This window comes from Fodinicurvata fenggangensis DSM 21160 (genome assembly GCF_000686045.1).
Lineage (GTDB): Bacteria > Pseudomonadota > Alphaproteobacteria > Kiloniellales > DSM-21159 > Fodinicurvata > Fodinicurvata fenggangensis.
The window spans coordinates 126,100-141,100 of record NZ_JMLV01000007.1 but is presented as its reverse complement, the minus strand read 5'-3'; the positions used below and the strand labels follow the sequence as shown (position 1 = coordinate 141,100).

The following is a 15,001-nucleotide window of genomic DNA, read 5'->3' as shown; positions in this document are numbered from 1 at the left end:
TTCCGCGCTATCGGGCCGGGGGTGGACCGCCACGGCACGCGCATCGACCCGCGCGGGGTCAGCACCGCCGACTTCGACCGCAACCCGGTCTTCCTCTGGGGTCACGACGGCTATGCCGCCCAGGGCAAGGCGCCGGAGCTGGGCAACGTCATCGGCCGGGTGGTGCGGCACAGCGCCGGGGCGGCGGGCTTCGACATCGTGGTGGAGTTCGCCGGGGCGGAGGTGAACCCGCGCGCCGAACAGGCTCTGCGCCTGGTGCGCGCCGGCTTCCTGCAGGCCGTCTCGGTGGGCTTCCTGCCGCTGAAGAGCCACCAGGAGGAGGCGCCGGGCGGGCGCAGCGTCACGGTCTTCGATGCCGTGGAGCTGCTGGAGGTCTCGCTGGTGCCCGTGCCCTCGAATCCCCAGGCGCTGGCGCTGCTGCGCGCCCTGGCGCCGACAGACAGTACAGGTTCGAACATTCAACGCACAGCAAGGGAGTACAGCATGACGGCAGAGACCGAGACCCGGGCGCCGGAAGGTGCCGGAGACCGCGAGACGGCGGACGCAGCAGCGGAGGAGGCGGCGCTGACCGGCGCCGTGCGGCGCGAGGTGGAGGCCCTGCGCGGCAGCCTGCTGGCCGAGATGCAGGCCGGCGCCGGGCCGCGCGACCGCAGGGTCAGCGACCTGGAGGCCCGGCTGGGCGAGGCCGAGGCGCGCCTGGCCGACGCTAGGGAGAGCCTGCGCCTGCAGCGGGCGGGGCCGATCCTGCCCCGCGACGGGGCAGCGGGCGGCGACGGGGTGGCGGGCGGCAGTGAGGCCTTCCGCGGCATTTTCCTGTCGGATCCCGGCGAGGTGCGGGCGCGGCTGGCCCAGCTGCGCTCGGGCGAGGCGGCGACGCGGGCCATCGACTCTAGCCTGTTCACCGGCGGTGGCAAGCTGGCCGCCGAGACGGCAGACCGCTTCGTCGACTACCTGATCGAACAGCAGGTCGCCCTGTCGCGGGTGCAGGTGCGGCGCATGAACAGCCCCGAGGGCCATACCGACGAGCTGACCGTGACCTCGCGCCGCCTGCGCCGGGGCAGCGAGGGCACGGCGCCCACGCCGGCCGATGCCGTGGGCGTGCGGCGGCGCGGCCTGTCCACCGTGGAGGTGATCTGGGCCGAGGACGTGACCCTGACCTTCCTGGAAGACAACATCGAGCAGCAGGACGCCGAGCAGGCCATCGCCGGCCTGTTGGCCAAGGCCTTCGGCAACGACGTCAACGACCTGGCCTGGAACGGCGCCGAGGCCGAGACCGGTGATCCCTTTCGCTCGATCAACGACGGCTGGATCGCCCTGGCCGAGGCCGATGCGGCGGTGAACGACCTGGACCTGGCGGACGTCGCCCACGGCATCGACGGCGACAGTTCGGCGCGCGATGTCCTGGCCCTGCTGTTGCGGCAGCAGCCCGTTCGCTTCCGCGGGCGCACGGACCAGGCGATCTTCGTGCCGGTGGCCTTTGCCGAACGCTATGCCGAGGAGACGGCGAGCCGCCAGACGGCCCTGGGCGACCGGGTGCTGGTGGGCGGCTTCCCCGAGCTGCGCTACTTCGGCATCCCGGTGATTCCCGAGCCGCACCTGACCGGCGCCACCGGCGAGCGCATCATGATGACGCCGGCCGGCAACCTGTTCTTCGGGATCCAGCGGCAGATGACCGTGGACGGCCAGTGGCAGCCGCGCCGCCGTGTGGTGGAGTACACCATGACGGCCCGCACCGATTACCAGTACGCCACCGGCGAGGCCATCGTGCTGGCCGGCAACCTGCCGGCCCACCTGGCCTGAGCGGCCTGACCTGGGTTTCTTGGCCCCTATCCCCCTGACTGACGGGCGGGTCCCTGGCTTTGGACTCGCCCGTGCTTTTTCTCGAGCAAGGGAGCGAAAGTAACGATGTCTTTACTAACGCAGGCGGAGCTGGCCGCCTTCGCCGGGGTGGACGTGGGCCATCCGCGGTTGATGGCGGCCGCCGAGTCCGCCGAGGCCCTGGTGGCGGCCTGGCTGGGCACGGCGTCGCTGACGGCGCGGCAGGTGACCTGCGAGATCACGCCGCCGCGCCGGCGGCGCCTGCTGGAATTGCCGGAGGGGCCGCTGAGCGCGCTGTCCGGCGTCGAGATCGACGGGGCGGTGCTGGCGCCCGAGGGCTTCACGGCCCGCCCCTGGGCCGTGTCGCGGGCCAGCGGTTTCCGCGCCGGCGTTCCGGTGACGCTGACCTTGCAGGCGGGCTGGGGGGACGGTCCCGGCGAAGTCCCCTTGCCCGATGCCCTCCGCCAGGCGTTGCGCCTGGTGGCGGGCAGCCTGCTGGGCCGCGGCGCCGACCTGAGCCGCGCGCGCGAACGCCTGGGCGATCAGCAGGTGACGCGCAACCTGCAGGGCCAGGGCCTGCCCGGCGAGGCGCGCCTGTTGCTGCGGCCCTGGCGCAAACCGTGAGGAAATGGCGGTGATGGGATTGAACGAGCGCCTGACCTGGCTGCGCCGGGTCGAGAACCGCGACGCCCAGGGCCAGTGGCAGGTGGACTGGCAGGAGGAAGGGCCGGTCTACGGCCAGCTGCAACTGCATCTGCCATCGGGCGCGCCGGACGTGCCTTATGACGTAAGTGCGGTGATGGGGCGGCTCTGGCTGCCCGGTCACCTGGACATGAAGGTCGGCGACCGCCTGCGCCACCAAGGCCTGGACTACGAGCTGCGCGCCCTGCTGCCCGCCGCCGGCCCCGACGGCCTGCAGCAGGTGCGGCTGGAGGCGGTGCGGCCGGAGGCGAGCTCATGAGCCTGTCGGCGGCCCTCTACGAACGCCTGAGCGGCGATGCCGAGCTGGCTGGCCTGCTGCCCGCCTTCCACGGGAGCCCGGCAATCTTCACCGCCCTGCCGGTGCCGGCGGCCGCACCCCTGCCGCTGCTGGTCATCGGTGCCCTGGAGCAGGAGGACAATCTGGACGTACAGGACGTACGCCTGGCCCGTCTGGGTTTCGCGCTCACGGCTTTCGCGCGGCAGGAGGCACCGCCCGGGCAGGCCGAGGCACCGCTGCGCCGGGCGCGGACCCTGCTGGAGGGTGCCGACCTGGCCTGGCCGGACGGGCAGCTGGTCTCGCTCACCTGTCGCGGGCCGCTGGCGGTGCCGGCGGAGCGGCCCTGGCGGGCGTTCCGCCTGGAGGTCGCGGGCCTTTACTTTCCACAGCCTGAAGGAGGCAGCACGCCATGAGTCACCAGGCCTATCGCGGGCGCCTGGCCCGCCTGTTCCTGGCCGCGCCCGGGGACCCCGAGACCTTCGAGGTGGTGGCCGGCCTGCGCAGCAATGCCGTCAGCCTGGACAACGACCTGCAGGACGCCACCACCCTGGACTCCCAGGGCTTTCGCGAACTGCTGCCCGATGCCGGGGTGCAGCGCCTGAGCGTCGAGGCCGAGGGGCTGGCCAACGACAACGCCGCCTGGGCGCGCCTGCACGCCAGCGCCGTGGCGCGGCAGGTCGAGCGCTGCCGTATCACCTTCGACAACGGCGACCGCTTCCAGGGCGATTTCGCTATCGCCCGCTTCGTGCGCACCGGCAGCTACAACGAGGCCGAGACCTTCTCGCTGACCCTGGAGAGCAGCGGGCCGGTCAGCTTCACCGCCGGCGGAGGCACGCCATGACCATGGGCGCAACAGCAACAGGAAACCCACAGCAAGGAAATCTCTATAGGGGAGAGGTGGTGCTGCGCCTGCAGGGCCGGCACCATCGCCTGCGCCCGACCTTCGCCTTCGTGGCGCGGGCCGAGGCGGCGCTGGGCCCGCTGCCCGACCTGGCCGAACGCCTGGTCGCGGGCCAGGGCTGGCGCATCGGCGAGGTGGTCACCCTGTTGGTTCTGGCTCTGGAGGAAGGACCGGATCAGCTGTCGGAGCCAGGCATCGAGGATCGCCTGCTGCGCGCCGGCGCGGCCCGCTTGCTTCCCGTGGCGGCGCAGCTGCTGATCCAGGCGCTGTCGGGCGAGCCGGAGAGCAAGGAAGGGGCAGGAGGCGGCGCGACCGATCCGCCGGGAAAGCCGGGACGCCCGGCTGGCGCATCGACTGGCGCCGCCTGATGGCGCTGGCCTTCGGGCCGCTGGGGCTAACCCCGGCCGTCTTCTGGGCCATGACCCCGGGCGAGTTCACCGCCCTGCTGGAAGGCCGCGGCCTGCTGACCCCGGTCAACGGCGGTCTGTCGCAGGAGGAGCTGGAGGCTTTGGCGGGCATGCTGGAGGAGGTTGACTAGTCCTGTTGAAGGTGGTCGGCATACAGTGGATGCGCTAGATTCAAGGAACGATGGAATGAGGCAACCGAGGAGGTTTGCAGTGAGGGTACCCGTTATCATGACCGCGGCCTGTCTGTTCCTGGTAGCCGCGCCCGCCTGGGCCGAGACGTCGCAGCCCTATTCCGGACTTCAGGAGCGCGAGATCAAGGCCCTGTCGCAGGAGGAGCTTGCCGACCTGCAGGCTGGGCGGGGCATGGGATTTGCCCTGGCGGCTGAGTTGAACGGCTATCCGGGCCCCTTGCATGTGCTCGAACTTGCCCGGCAACTGGACCTGACCTCCGAGCAGGAGGCGCGCGTCCAAGCGCTTTACGACAGCATGAAGGATGCGGCGGAGGAGCAAGGGGCAAGGCTGGTCGAACTGGAAGCGAAGCTCGACCGGAAGTTCGCCGAGCAGAGCATCACGTCCGAAAGCCTGCAGGCATTGACCGCAGAGATCGGGCAGGCCCGGGCCGCGTTAAGAGCCACGCACCTGAAATCCCATCTGACCACGAGGGACCTGCTGAGCGCCGAGCAGATCGCAGCCTATGCAGAGTTGCGCGGTTACCAGCCGGGTGAGGGGCAGGAAGGCGAAGGTCATCACCACGGCGGGCACGGGAATTAGACCGCCGCCGCTCCGGTGCTTCTATTACAGGGCCTGAGGTGCAGGTGCCGCTTACCGCTCGTCGTTGGCTGAGCCCGGCCACTGGTGGGTACTAGGGGGACGAGCTGGAGACTTTGGCGGAAATGGTTGATGATTTCATTGACTAAAAACAACTTCAGCGGGTAATCTTTAGTTATAGAATTATTCTGGATCTAGGGTCCCATTTTTCCAGAATATTCGTCCCAGTATGTCATGGGGGGTGGTTATGAGTGGAAATCTATCAAAAGCAGTTATTTATATTCCAGTAGTAACTATTTCTTCCATCATTCTCTCCTCCTGTCAGTTGCAGAACGCGGATAAGGTTGGACAAGGGGATATTACACTTAGTTCGGACGTTCAGAGCGCTTACCAAAGCTACAGAAGTTCTTATCAGACAGGATACTTTGCTGTTTCCGAAGACGGGGAAACCTACGGTGGGTATGGTTGCCCATCCGTGTATGATGGTTGTTCGGGAGTCGTTACAGCGCAGAAAGCTATCAACCGATGCGAAAAGGCCTCAAATGGTGTCCCCTGCTACACCTACGGCATCAATCATAGAGTGGTTTGGGAAGGGGACATCAGCGAACAAGATTCTGCTGGTCGTACTACCAAACAATCCAATGCCTCTACCCAGAAAAAATTTTCTAATAGTGGAGACTTTTCGGTAAAATCGGATGATAAATCTGGTGATATTAGGAAAATGGCAATTTATTGGGATAATAAATATGGAAATATGATTGGTGAAATAGAAATAAATAATAAGAAAACAGGGGATATTAAAATAGACATGGATGATAATGTTAAATGTACAGGCTCATATGCCTTCGCAAATAAGGCCGAGGGGAGTTGGTCAGTGGCTTGCAACGACGGTAATTCTGCTTCAGGAGGGTTTACAGCGCTCGGTCCTGGTAAAGGATCAGTGGGCGAGGGACAGGATCAGGATGGAAATAAAGTTGAATACAGAGTAGGGAAATTATAATTTATGGAACTGATTATCTATAATGGAAAGTATATCAAAATTAATTAGGTTTTTATTATCATTTTGGTTCATTACGATACCAATAGCTATTTCATTAATATTTATTATTTTAAAAGAAAGTGATTATAATTGTAGTTCAGTTGAATTTGAGGTTCAGCAAGCTTCGCGTTGTTTCGTCTCTCTACGTGCATGGGAAGGTTGGGATAGAATAAGCGATTCCATACCAGGAGACGGTGGTCTGGGCATAGAAGAGTGCGAACAACATATAGATAGGAGCTTTGATGCAGGGTTTACCGATTATGAATTAGATAATATCGGTAATTGGCTTAAAAATGAGAAGGGCAGTGTGTCCAGTTATTGGTCACATGCAAAAAATGAAGACTTTTGTGACGATAACCGTGTTCAGGATCGGGTGACGAAGATGAACCGGGGATCAAATTCGGAATGAACATAATGCCTGTGTTCAAGAACACACCGAATATACAGGGAAATAGCTGATAAAATATCACTACCCAAAGATTTCTCTTCTCAATTAGAGCTACCGCTCGTCGCTGGCTGACCCCGGTGTGCCGAGCACGGGTTCGCGGCGCTGTTTGTCCTGTCGGGCTGGCTTCTCGTTGCGCAGGCGGCGGCTGCGCGGTTCTTCCGTCTCTTCGTCCTTCAGCGGCGGCGCGTCGGTGAGCGGCGGTTCGCGGTGGGCCCTGCGTTCGCGTCTGGGCTCTTCCGGGACCGCTTCCTCGCGGGCGCGGCCTTCGCGCGGGGCGGTTTCCCGGGCCGGGGCCTCGCGGGCGGGCAGGTTCTCCAGGCTTTTCATCATCCGGGCCTGCTGGGCCAGCAGGCGGGCGAAGCTGTAGGACAGCAGAGCCAGGCTGAGCCAGCCGATCAGCCAGAAGCCGCTGGCCACCACGGGCATGTTCATCACCAGCGTTGCGGCGCCCTCGGAGGTGCCGAAGATCTCTCCGGACAGGCCCTGGAAGACGACCACCCGCGCCAGCGGCAGGACGGCGATCACCAGTTGGGCGAGACAGAAGATATAAAGCAGGAAGCGGGCCATGCGTCTGTTTCCCTGGAAAGCCGCGTCAAAGCTTGAAGCCTAGACCTGCGGGGCCGGCAAGGCAACGCGGGAACCCTGAAACAAAAATGGGAAGATTCCGTGACTCACCCACTCGAAGAGGAGGTCGGGCATGGCCGAGCTGTCGTCGCCCTATGGTCATGACGGGCGCCGTGAGGCGCCGCCGCTGCGCCTGGAGGTGGACCTGGCGAACTATCGCCGGCAACTGCAGGCCCTGCGCCGCGAGACCGAAGCCGAGCTGGGCAAGGCCTTGCAAGGAGGGGGCTGGAGGCGTCGCCCGCCGGCCTGCCCGACCCGAAGGCGCTGGCGGAGCTGCGCCGGGGCCTGCTGCAGAGCCGCGAGGCGGCGCGCGGCCTGGACGCGGCCGCCGATGACCTGGGCACGGCCTTCGCCCGCGCCTTCGAGGGCGCGGCGCTGGAGGGCGGCAAGCTGTCCGAGGTGCTGCGCGGCCTGGTCGGCGACCTGCAGCGCATGACCCTGCGCCGGGTGCTGGACGGGCCGTTGGAGCAGCTGGGCCAGGGCGTGACGAACCAGCTGGGAGGCCTGCTGGGCAACCTGCTGCCCTTCGGCGGCGCGCGCGCAAATGGCGGGCCGGTGCGGCCGGGCCGCGCCTACCTGGTGGGCGAGCGCGGACCCGAGATCTTCCGTCCCGACAGCGGCGGGCGCATCCTGCCGAACGGCTCGAAGCAGGAGGCGGCGGCCCCGCAGATCACCATCAACATCCAGGGCACCGGCGGCGATCCGCGCCGGGTGCGCCAGGCCGCCAGCCAGGCGGCGGTGCAGCTGGCCCGCATTGTCGAGAAGGGACGGCGCGATGCCTGAAGCGACCTTGGAAGGATTTGACGACGTGGCCTTCCCGCTGGCCCTGGCCCGCGGATCCCAGGGCGGGCCGGAGTTCAGCACCGCCATCGTGGAGACCGCCTCGGGCCGCGAGCAGCGCAACCAGAACCGGGCGGCGGCGCGTTTGCGCTTCAATGCGGCGCGCGGGGTGCGCTCGGCCCCCGACCGCGACCTGCTGCTGGACTTCTTCTACGCCCGCCGGGGCCGGGCGCGCGCCTTCCCCCTGCGCGACTGGGCCGACTACAAGTCCTGCCCGGCCGCCCAGGCGGTGCAGCCCACGGACCAACTGCTGGGCCACGGCGACGGGGTGCGGCGGCGCTTCCCGCTGGTCAAGCGCTACGGCGTCGGGGCGGGCAGCTACCTGAGGCGCATCACCCTGCCGCTGGCCGACAGCCTGCGCGTGGCCCTGGATGGCGTGGAAGTGGACGGGGCGGAGGTGACCGGCGGCTGGAGCGTGGATCGCCTGGCCGCCGAGCTGGTCTTCGACAGCGCGCCGGCCGAGGGCGCGGAGCTGCGCGCCGGATTCCTGTTCGACGTGCCGGTGCGCTTCGACAGCGACCGGCTGGACATCGCCTGGCTGGCGCCGGGCGGACACGAGATTGCCGAGGTGCCGCTGGTGGAGGTGATCCTGTCATGAGCTATCTGATGAGCCTGCCAGCGGCCGAGCGGAACGGCCAGATCATGCGCTTTGCGCCGGACTACTGGCAGACGGACTTCAACCTGCTGACCTCGGCCTCGTTGGTGAGCGAAGGCGGCGACAGCCTGGTCTTCCGCGCCGTCTATCGCCGCAACCTGGACTTGGCCGGCGCGCACTGGGCGAGCGAGGACAGGGCCGGGCACCTGCTGCACCGTTACGAGGCGCAGCCCAGCAATCGCGGCTGCACCCTGCGCTTCCGCTATCGCGCCAACCCGGAGTCCCTGGGCCTGGACGCCTTCAACGGGCCGGCCCTGGCGCTGGAGACCCATGGCGGGCCGACCCACCACCTGCGCCTCTGGAACCACCGCGTCCTGCCCAATCCCAACGCGCCGGACGACGACCCTTACGACCAGGTGATCGAGGTAGTCTTCGACGAGGCTCTCACCAGCGGCTTCAGTCCGCCGTCGGAAGACGAGCCGGAGGCCTTGCGGGCGGCGTGGGTGCCGGTGGACGACATCCGCCGTGTCCTGCTGACCCTGCCACCCAAGAGCTACATGGCTGGGCGCACCACCCTGGCGGCACCACTCGCCAGCGGAGACAGCCAGGTGAGCCTGTCGGTGCCCAGCGGCCTGGCCATCTCGCCGGGCGACCGCCTGGTGTTTCCGGCGCAGCGTGCACCGGGACCGGAGGAATATATCGTCACCAGCACCACAAGCGGCCCGCAGCAGACGGTCAGCTTCGAGCCGGCGGCGGTGCTGACCGACAGCATGGCCACGGGGCAGGAAGTGCGGGTGACGGTCGAGACGCAGCAGCGCCTGCCCCAGGCCGAGACGGTGGAGGTGCATCTGGAGGAACTGGTCTGTGAGGGGCCGGGCGCATTGCTGGCGATCAACGACCAGGGCTGCGCGCCGCACGGCCTGGCCATGGCCGACGGCTACGACAATGCCTATCACCTGACGCCGGCGCGGGTGGTGGCGCAGGCGGTTCAGCTGGGCTACCGCGACGACTGGGTGCTCTACCTGGGCATCTCGCACTTCCACAACCTGGCCTGGGACGAGAGCGCCGGGCGCTATCTGGTGGATCCGGCGCAGGCACCGCTGAACGCGCCGGCGGCGGCCTGGCTGGCCGATCTCTGCGCGCGGCTGCAGGCGGCAGGCTTCCGCCTGTGGCTGTCGCTCAGCTTCGAGATCCTGGCCGACTTCATGCCGGCCGACTGGGCGCAGAAGGACCATGCGGGGCGGATGGCGCTGACCGGCTGGCAGCCGCCCTCCTCGCTGATCTCGCCCTGCAATGATGCTGCGCTGGACTGGCTGGGCGGCGTGGCCGAGGCGGCGCTGGGCCTGGCGGAGGGCGCCGGTCTGGAGCCCTGCCTGCAGATCGGCGAGCCCTGGTGGTGGGACGGCAGCTTCGGCGCCCAAGTGCCGCACATCTATGACGCCTTCACGCTGAACGCCTATCATGCCGAGACCGGGCTCTATGCGCCCACGCCCTGGCTGCAGCGGGTGGAGGGTCCGGCGGGGGTGCACGGGCCCTACCTGGACTGGTGCCGCGGGCGGCTGGGCGCGGCCACCGACGCGCTGCGCGACCGGGCGCGGGCGGCCTATCCGGCGGTGCAGGTGGCGCTGCTGCTCTTCACGCCGCAGGTCTTCCGCCCCGACAGCGAGATCCTGACGCGCCTGAACTTCCCGGCGGCGGCCTGGGCCTGGCCGGCCTATGACGTCCTGCAGGTCGAGGACTACGACTGGGTGGTGGCGGGCGATTTCGAGCGCATGGCCGAGACCTGGCGCATCGCGCAGGAGGTGCTGGGCTATCCCCTGTCGGCCCTTCACTACTTCGCGGGCTTCGTCCTGCTGGGCGAGGAGGCCTGGCGCTGGCGCGAAATCGACCGGGCCCTGGCCGAGGCCCTGGCGCGCGGGCCGGCCCGGGTCTTCGTCTGGTCGCGCGAGCAGGTGGTGCGCGACGGCTTCGTCTACGATCCCGAGGTCAGCTGGCCGGGTGCGGGCGCGGCGCTGACCCGCCTGGCGCTCTGCTGGCGGGTGGAGCGGCGCGACGGCCTGGTGCAGGGCTTCACCACCCACGACCGGGAGTTGGTGATCGCCGGCGAGAGCTATCGTCCGGCCGTCAGCTTCGAGCCCAGCGAGATCCGCGCCACCGGGCGGCTGACCGGCGACAGCCTGGAGGCCTGGGGCGGCTTCCACAGTGACGAGATCGCTGCCGCGGACCTGCGCGCCGGGCTCTATGACGGGGCCGAGGTGCGCATCCTGCAGGTGGACTGGCAGGACTCCCAGGGATCGGGGGAGGGAACGGCGCCGCTGGTCCTGGCCGAGGGGCATATCGGCGAGATCCAGCCCCAGGACCATCACTTCCGCGCCGAGTTACGCGGGCCGGCCCAGTGCCTGAACCAGCCGCTGGGCGAGGTCTACCAGCCGCACTGCCGCGCCGACCTGGGCGATGCCCGCTGCGGCGTGGACCTGGCGGCGCTGGCGCTGGAGGGCGCGGTGACGGCCCTGGGCGCCGGCGGGCCGGGCGGACTGGCCGAGGACCAGGTGCTGGCCTGGGATCAGGCGCCGGCGGACACTGAGGCCTATCGCGGCGGCCTGGTGGAGTTCCTGGACGGCCCTCATGCCGGCCGGTCCCTGGAGGTGAAGGAGCTGCGCGCCGACAGCGGGCGCCTGGTGCTGTTCGAGCCCCTGGGCCGGCCGCCGGAACTCGGCGACCGCATCCGCCTGACGCCCGGCTGCGACAAGCGGGCGGAGACCTGCCGCCGGCGCTTCGACAACCTGGTGAACTTCCGCGGCGAGCCCGCCCTGCCCGGCAGCGACGCCGTGCTGCGCCCCGTGACCCAACTCAGCCGCGCCTGAGGATCAGAGATCCTGACACCAGGGACCATGACAGAGGATGATCTGCGCCGAGCCGTTGTGGCCGAGGCGCGGCGCTGGCTGGGCACGCCCTTCCGTCACGGCGGGCGGCGCCTGGGTGCCGGCGTGGACTGCATCGGCCTGGCCATCGGCGTGGCCCGGGCCCTGGGCCTGCCCTACGAGGATGCGGCCGGCTATCCGCGCCGGCCCGACGAGGACGAGTTGGCGCGCGGCCTGGCCCGGGTGCTGGCCCCCTGCGCGCCGGAGGCGGCGAAGCCGGGGGACCTGCTGCGCCTGTCCTGCCGCGGTCGGGCGACCCATGTGGCCATCGTCACGGAGCGGGGCATCCTGCACGCCCATGTGCCCAGCGGGCGGGTGATCGAGCATGGCTATGACGGCCGCTGGCCCGGGCCGGCGGTGGCGGCCTATCGCCTGGCGGCGCCGCATGAAAGGGAGCAGGGCTGATGGCGACACTGGCGTTCTCGGTGGCCGGCGGCGCGCTGGGTCAGTCGCTGCTGCCGGCCGGGGTCAGCCTGTTCGGCCAGACCCTGGGTGGTGCGGCCATCGGCCAGGCCGTGGGCGGGCTGGCCGGGGTTGCGGTGGACAACGTGCTGTTCGGCGCCTCGCTGCCGCGCCAGCGGGTGGAGGGCCCGCGGCTGTCGGAGCTGCGGGTCTCGGGCTCGGAGTACGGCAGCGCCATCCCGCTGGTCTATGGCGCTGCCTGCCGCCTGTCGGGCACGGTTATCTGGATGGGACCGGTGGCGGAGCGCAAGTCCACGCGCACGGAAACCCATGGTGGCGGCAAGGGCGGGGGCAGCTCCAGCAGCAAGACCACCACCACGACCTACAGCTATGACGTTTCGCTGGCCCTGGGGCTCTGCCAGGGGCCGGTTCGGGCGCTCAGGCGCATCTGGGCGGACGGGCGCCTACTGTGGGAGGCGGGGCAGGACCTGGACGGCCTGGCCGCCGGGCTGCAGCTCTATCCCGGCGACGCGGCGCAGGACCTCAGCCCGGTGATCGAGAGCGTCGAGGGCGCGGGCCGGGTGCCGGCCTATCGCGGCCTGGCCTATGTGGTGCTGGAGCGCCTGGAGCTGGGGCCCTTCGGCAACCGCCTGCCCAACTTCACCTTCGAGGTGGCGCTGCCGCCCGAGCGCACGCGGCTGTCGGATGCATTAAGCGACCTCTGCGCCCGGGCCGGGGTGGCGCCGGTCCAGGCCCTGGCGCTGGAGGGGCAGCCGCTGCGCGGCTATGCCATCCCGCGCATCATGTCAGCGCGCGAGGCCATCGAGCCGCTGCAGCGTGCCTATTTCTTCGACGTGCGCGAACAGGACGGGCAGCTGACCTTCCTGCCCCTGGCGCAGGCGGCGCAAACGTGCATTCCCGAGGACGACCTGGGCTCCTTCGATGCCGATGCGCGGGCGGCCGAGAGCCATGGGGAGGACACGCCGGTGCCGCGGCTGGCCAGCCGGCGGGCCGATGTCCACAGCCTGCCACGCGCGCTGGCGGTGCAGTACGCCGACGTGGCGCGCGACCACCAGGCGGGTGTGCAGCAGGCGCGCCGGCGGGACGCCCTGTCGCGCAGCGAGACGGAGCTGCAGCTGCCCCTGCTGCTGACCGCCGACGAGGCGCGCACCATCGCCGAGCGCAGCCTGGCCCTGGCCTGGCAGCAGCGGGTGACCCACGAGATTACCTTGCCGCCGGCCTATTGCCGGCTGGGGCCCGGCGACGTGGTCAGCCTGGAGCTGGACGGCGGCCGCCTGCAGGGGCGCATCACGGAACGCCGCTTTGCTGCGCCCGGCCTCTTGTCGCTCGAGTTGGTGGCCGACCGCACGGGTCCGGGCAGCGCCCTGGAGAGCGCGGCCCCACCTGGCGTGCCGGCGCTGGCTGCGCGCAACCGGGCGCCGCTGCGCAACAGCCCGACGCGGCTCATCCTGCTGGACCTGCCGGCCCTGCGCAGCCAGGACGCCGGCGCCGGGTTCTATTTCGCGCTGGGGCCCGAGGCGCCGGATCTGCGCTGGCCGGGGGCGCTGATCGAGGGCGGTGGCCAGCCGCAGCCCGAAAGCTTCCGCAAGCTGGCCGAGAGTGAGACGGCCGCGGTCACGGGCTGCGCCCTGACGGCCCTGGCGCCCGGGCCGGTCACTCACTGGGACCGGGCGGCGTCCGTGGATTTGCAGCTGGACGACCCGGAGCGCGAACTGGACAGCCTGCCGGAAGACCAGGTGGCGGCGGGACGCAACCTGCTGTGGCTGGGCGGCGAGATCCTGCAGTTCGCCTCTGCCGAGCTGCTGGGACCGGGAAGCTATCGCCTGTCGCGCCTGCTGCGCGGGCGGCTGGGGAGCGAGGCCGCGGTGGCCGGCCACCAGGCCGAGGAAGCGGCGGTGCTGCTGGACGGGCCGGGGCTGGGGCGCTTCGCCCTGGACGTGAACGACCTGGGCCGGCCGCGCTGGTACCGCGCCGTCACCTGGGGGCGGGACGACGCGGACGCGGAGGTGATGGAGCGGAGCTGCGAAGGCCGGGCGCTGCAGCCCTGGGCGCCGGTGCACCTGCGTGGAGCACGGGCCGCCAACGGCGACCTGACGGTCAGCTGGGTGCGCCGCGCCCGCCTGGACCGGCGTTGGCGCGACGGCTTCGACGCGGCGCTGGAGGACGCGCCCGAGACCTATGAGCTGGAGGTCCTGGACGGGGACGTGCTGGGGGGCGGGGCCGTGCTGCGCCGGGAGACCTGCCCGGCGCCAGCCTTCACCTATACGGCAGAGCAGCAACTGGCCGACTTCGGGACCCTGCCCGCAGCGGTGCGGCTGCGCGTCTGCCAGATCTCCCCGGTGGTGGGCCGGGGTCTAACCACGGAGGCGGAGCTGTGAGCAGCGAAAACGAACAAACCCCCAGGCTGGAACTGCCCTATCTGTTCAGCGGACAGGCGCAGAAGGAGCTGTTCCACAATATGGCGCTGAACCGCCTGGACGCCCTGCTGGCCTGTGTGCTGGCCAGCCGCACCGAGACGGCGCCGCCGGCCGCACCCGAGCCCATGCAGGCCTGGCTGTTGCCGGCCGGGGTGCAAGGGGATTGGGCTGGACAGGCCGGGCGCATCGCGCTTTGGCTGGACGGTTGGGACTTCCTCGATCCGCCGGCGGGCCTCAAGGCCTGGATCGCCGACGAGGACCGGCACCTCTTCTTCGACGGCCAGGACTGGCGCGCGCCGCATGCCAGCCCGGGGCAGGGGCAGCTGGCTGAGAGCGCCGTGCAGCCGACGGGGCTGGCGGCCGCGCTGGCCGACTATGCGCCGCTGGCCGGGGCGGCCTTCACCGGCGATGTGGGGACGAGCGGAAATCTGAGCGCGGCCAACAATATTCACGCGGGGGGCGGCTTCCTGACCCTGGGCGGCGGTGCGGCCGGCCTCTCGGCTGATGGCACCTATTGCTATCTGAAGGACGCCGACGGGGCGACGCGCCTGTTCTTCGGGCGCGCCGGGGCCGACAACCGCGTGATCGTCGAGCTGCAGGACCAGGCCGGTGGCGCCAGCTTCCAGGTGCGCGATTCCGGGGCGCAGAGCGTGGCCAGCGTGAGCTCGCTGGGGGACGCGGACTTTCAGGGTGCGGTGAGCGCCGCCGGCTATGCCAGCGCCGGCCAGGCCGGGGTCAGCGGGAGCTTCCAGAGCGCCGACGGCAAGACCGTCACGGTCACCGGCGGCCTGGTCACCGATATCTCATGAGAGGGGAGGAGG

The 15,001-nt window shown here is 69.2% G+C and carries 17 protein-coding genes; 16 read left to right on the top strand and 1 reads right to left on the bottom strand.

Going from position 1 to position 15,001, the window contains the following annotated elements; genetic code table 11:
- Nucleotides 1-162: 162 nt before the first annotated feature.
- The 10 genes from BP38_RS0111345 to BP38_RS22615 all read left to right on the top strand — a co-directional run bounded on the left by BP38_RS0111345 (nt 163) and on the right by BP38_RS22615 (nt 6,321).
- Complete coding sequence (locus BP38_RS0111345) at nt 163-1,800, top strand: HK97 family phage prohead protease (RefSeq protein ID WP_162175156.1); 1,638 nt, start codon at nt 163-165, stop codon at nt 1,798-1,800.
- A gap of 105 nt (nt 1,801-1,905) precedes the next feature.
- Nucleotides 1,906-2,442, top strand: a complete 537-nt coding sequence (locus tag BP38_RS20335; RefSeq protein WP_051609275.1) for a hypothetical protein — start codon at nt 1,906-1,908, stop codon at nt 2,440-2,442.
- A 13-nt stretch (nt 2,443-2,455) separates the two neighbouring features.
- On the top strand, nt 2,456-2,779 hold the full coding sequence (locus BP38_RS22625) for a head-tail adaptor protein (protein WP_155992386.1): 324 nt from the start codon (nt 2,456-2,458) through the stop codon (nt 2,777-2,779).
- Nucleotides 2,776-3,210 carry a tail completion protein gp17 gene (gp17, locus tag BP38_RS0111330; RefSeq protein ID WP_026987818.1) on the top strand — a complete coding sequence of 145 codons (435 nt, stop codon included), beginning with the start codon at nt 2,776-2,778 and terminating at the stop codon, nt 3,208-3,210. Before BP38_RS22625 ends, gp17 begins: the two co-directional genes overlap by 4 nt.
- Nucleotides 3,207-3,638, top strand: a complete 432-nt coding sequence (locus BP38_RS0111325; protein ID WP_051609274.1) for a phage tail tube protein — start codon at nt 3,207-3,209, stop codon at nt 3,636-3,638. The genes gp17 and BP38_RS0111325 overlap by 4 nt, the downstream gene beginning before the upstream one ends.
- Complete coding sequence (locus BP38_RS21825) at nt 3,635-4,066, top strand: GTA-gp10 family protein (protein WP_081816616.1); 432 nt, start codon at nt 3,635-3,637, stop codon at nt 4,064-4,066. Before BP38_RS0111325 ends, BP38_RS21825 begins: the two co-directional genes overlap by 4 nt.
- Nucleotides 4,066-4,236 carry a phage tail assembly chaperone gene (locus tag BP38_RS22245; RefSeq protein ID WP_081816615.1) on the top strand — a complete coding sequence of 57 codons (171 nt, stop codon included), beginning with the start codon at nt 4,066-4,068 and terminating at the stop codon, nt 4,234-4,236. Before BP38_RS21825 ends, BP38_RS22245 begins: the two co-directional genes overlap by 1 nt.
- Before the next feature lie 79 nt (nt 4,237-4,315).
- Nucleotides 4,316-4,876 carry a Spy/CpxP family protein refolding chaperone gene (locus tag BP38_RS0111310; protein WP_211250297.1) on the top strand — a complete coding sequence of 187 codons (561 nt, stop codon included), beginning with the start codon at nt 4,316-4,318 and terminating at the stop codon, nt 4,874-4,876.
- Nucleotides 4,877-5,120: 244 nt separating this feature from the next.
- Nucleotides 5,121-5,873 carry a hypothetical protein gene (locus tag BP38_RS22620; protein ID WP_155992384.1) on the top strand — a complete coding sequence of 251 codons (753 nt, stop codon included), beginning with the start codon at nt 5,121-5,123 and terminating at the stop codon, nt 5,871-5,873.
- A gap of 22 nt (nt 5,874-5,895) precedes the next feature.
- Nucleotides 5,896-6,321 carry a hypothetical protein gene (locus BP38_RS22615; RefSeq protein ID WP_155992382.1) on the top strand — a complete coding sequence of 142 codons (426 nt, stop codon included), beginning with the start codon at nt 5,896-5,898 and terminating at the stop codon, nt 6,319-6,321.
- A 90-nt stretch (nt 6,322-6,411) separates the two neighbouring features.
- Here BP38_RS22615 and BP38_RS0111300 read toward each other — a convergent pair whose 3' ends face one another.
- The gene (locus BP38_RS0111300) at nt 6,412-6,927 is read right to left on the bottom strand and encodes a hypothetical protein (protein ID WP_026987815.1); all 516 of its coding nucleotides are present in this window, start codon (nt 6,925-6,927) and stop codon (nt 6,412-6,414) included.
- A 540-nt stretch (nt 6,928-7,467) separates the two neighbouring features.
- On the opposite strand from BP38_RS0111300, the gene BP38_RS22845 reads away from it, so the two are divergent.
- From BP38_RS22845 to BP38_RS21815, 6 genes are read left to right on the top strand one after another with little or no spacing between them, the layout of a single operon-like run.
- Nucleotides 7,468-7,767, top strand: coding sequence for a hypothetical protein (locus BP38_RS22845; RefSeq protein WP_162175155.1), 300 nt, complete (start codon nt 7,468-7,470; stop codon nt 7,765-7,767).
- Nucleotides 7,760-8,422 carry a DUF2460 domain-containing protein gene (locus BP38_RS0111290; protein WP_026987813.1) on the top strand — a complete coding sequence of 221 codons (663 nt, stop codon included), beginning with the start codon at nt 7,760-7,762 and terminating at the stop codon, nt 8,420-8,422. Before BP38_RS22845 ends, BP38_RS0111290 begins: the two co-directional genes overlap by 8 nt.
- Nucleotides 8,419-11,283: a phage/gene transfer agent baseplate hub protein gene (locus tag BP38_RS21820; protein ID WP_155992380.1), complete on the top strand. Its 2,865-nt coding sequence runs from the start codon at nt 8,419-8,421 to the stop codon at nt 11,281-11,283. The genes BP38_RS0111290 and BP38_RS21820 overlap by 4 nt, the downstream gene beginning before the upstream one ends.
- 27 nt (nt 11,284-11,310) lie before the next feature.
- Complete coding sequence (locus BP38_RS0111275) at nt 11,311-11,745, top strand: C40 family peptidase (RefSeq protein ID WP_026987812.1); 435 nt, start codon at nt 11,311-11,313, stop codon at nt 11,743-11,745.
- On the top strand, nt 11,745-14,141 hold the full coding sequence (locus BP38_RS0111270) for a phage tail protein (RefSeq protein WP_026987811.1): 2,397 nt from the start codon (nt 11,745-11,747) through the stop codon (nt 14,139-14,141). The genes BP38_RS0111275 and BP38_RS0111270 overlap by 1 nt, the downstream gene beginning before the upstream one ends.
- Nucleotides 14,138-14,989, top strand: a complete 852-nt coding sequence (locus BP38_RS21815; protein WP_051609270.1) for a DUF2793 domain-containing protein — start codon at nt 14,138-14,140, stop codon at nt 14,987-14,989. The genes BP38_RS0111270 and BP38_RS21815 overlap by 4 nt, the downstream gene beginning before the upstream one ends.
- The last annotated feature ends 12 nt before the right edge of the window (nt 14,990-15,001 follow it).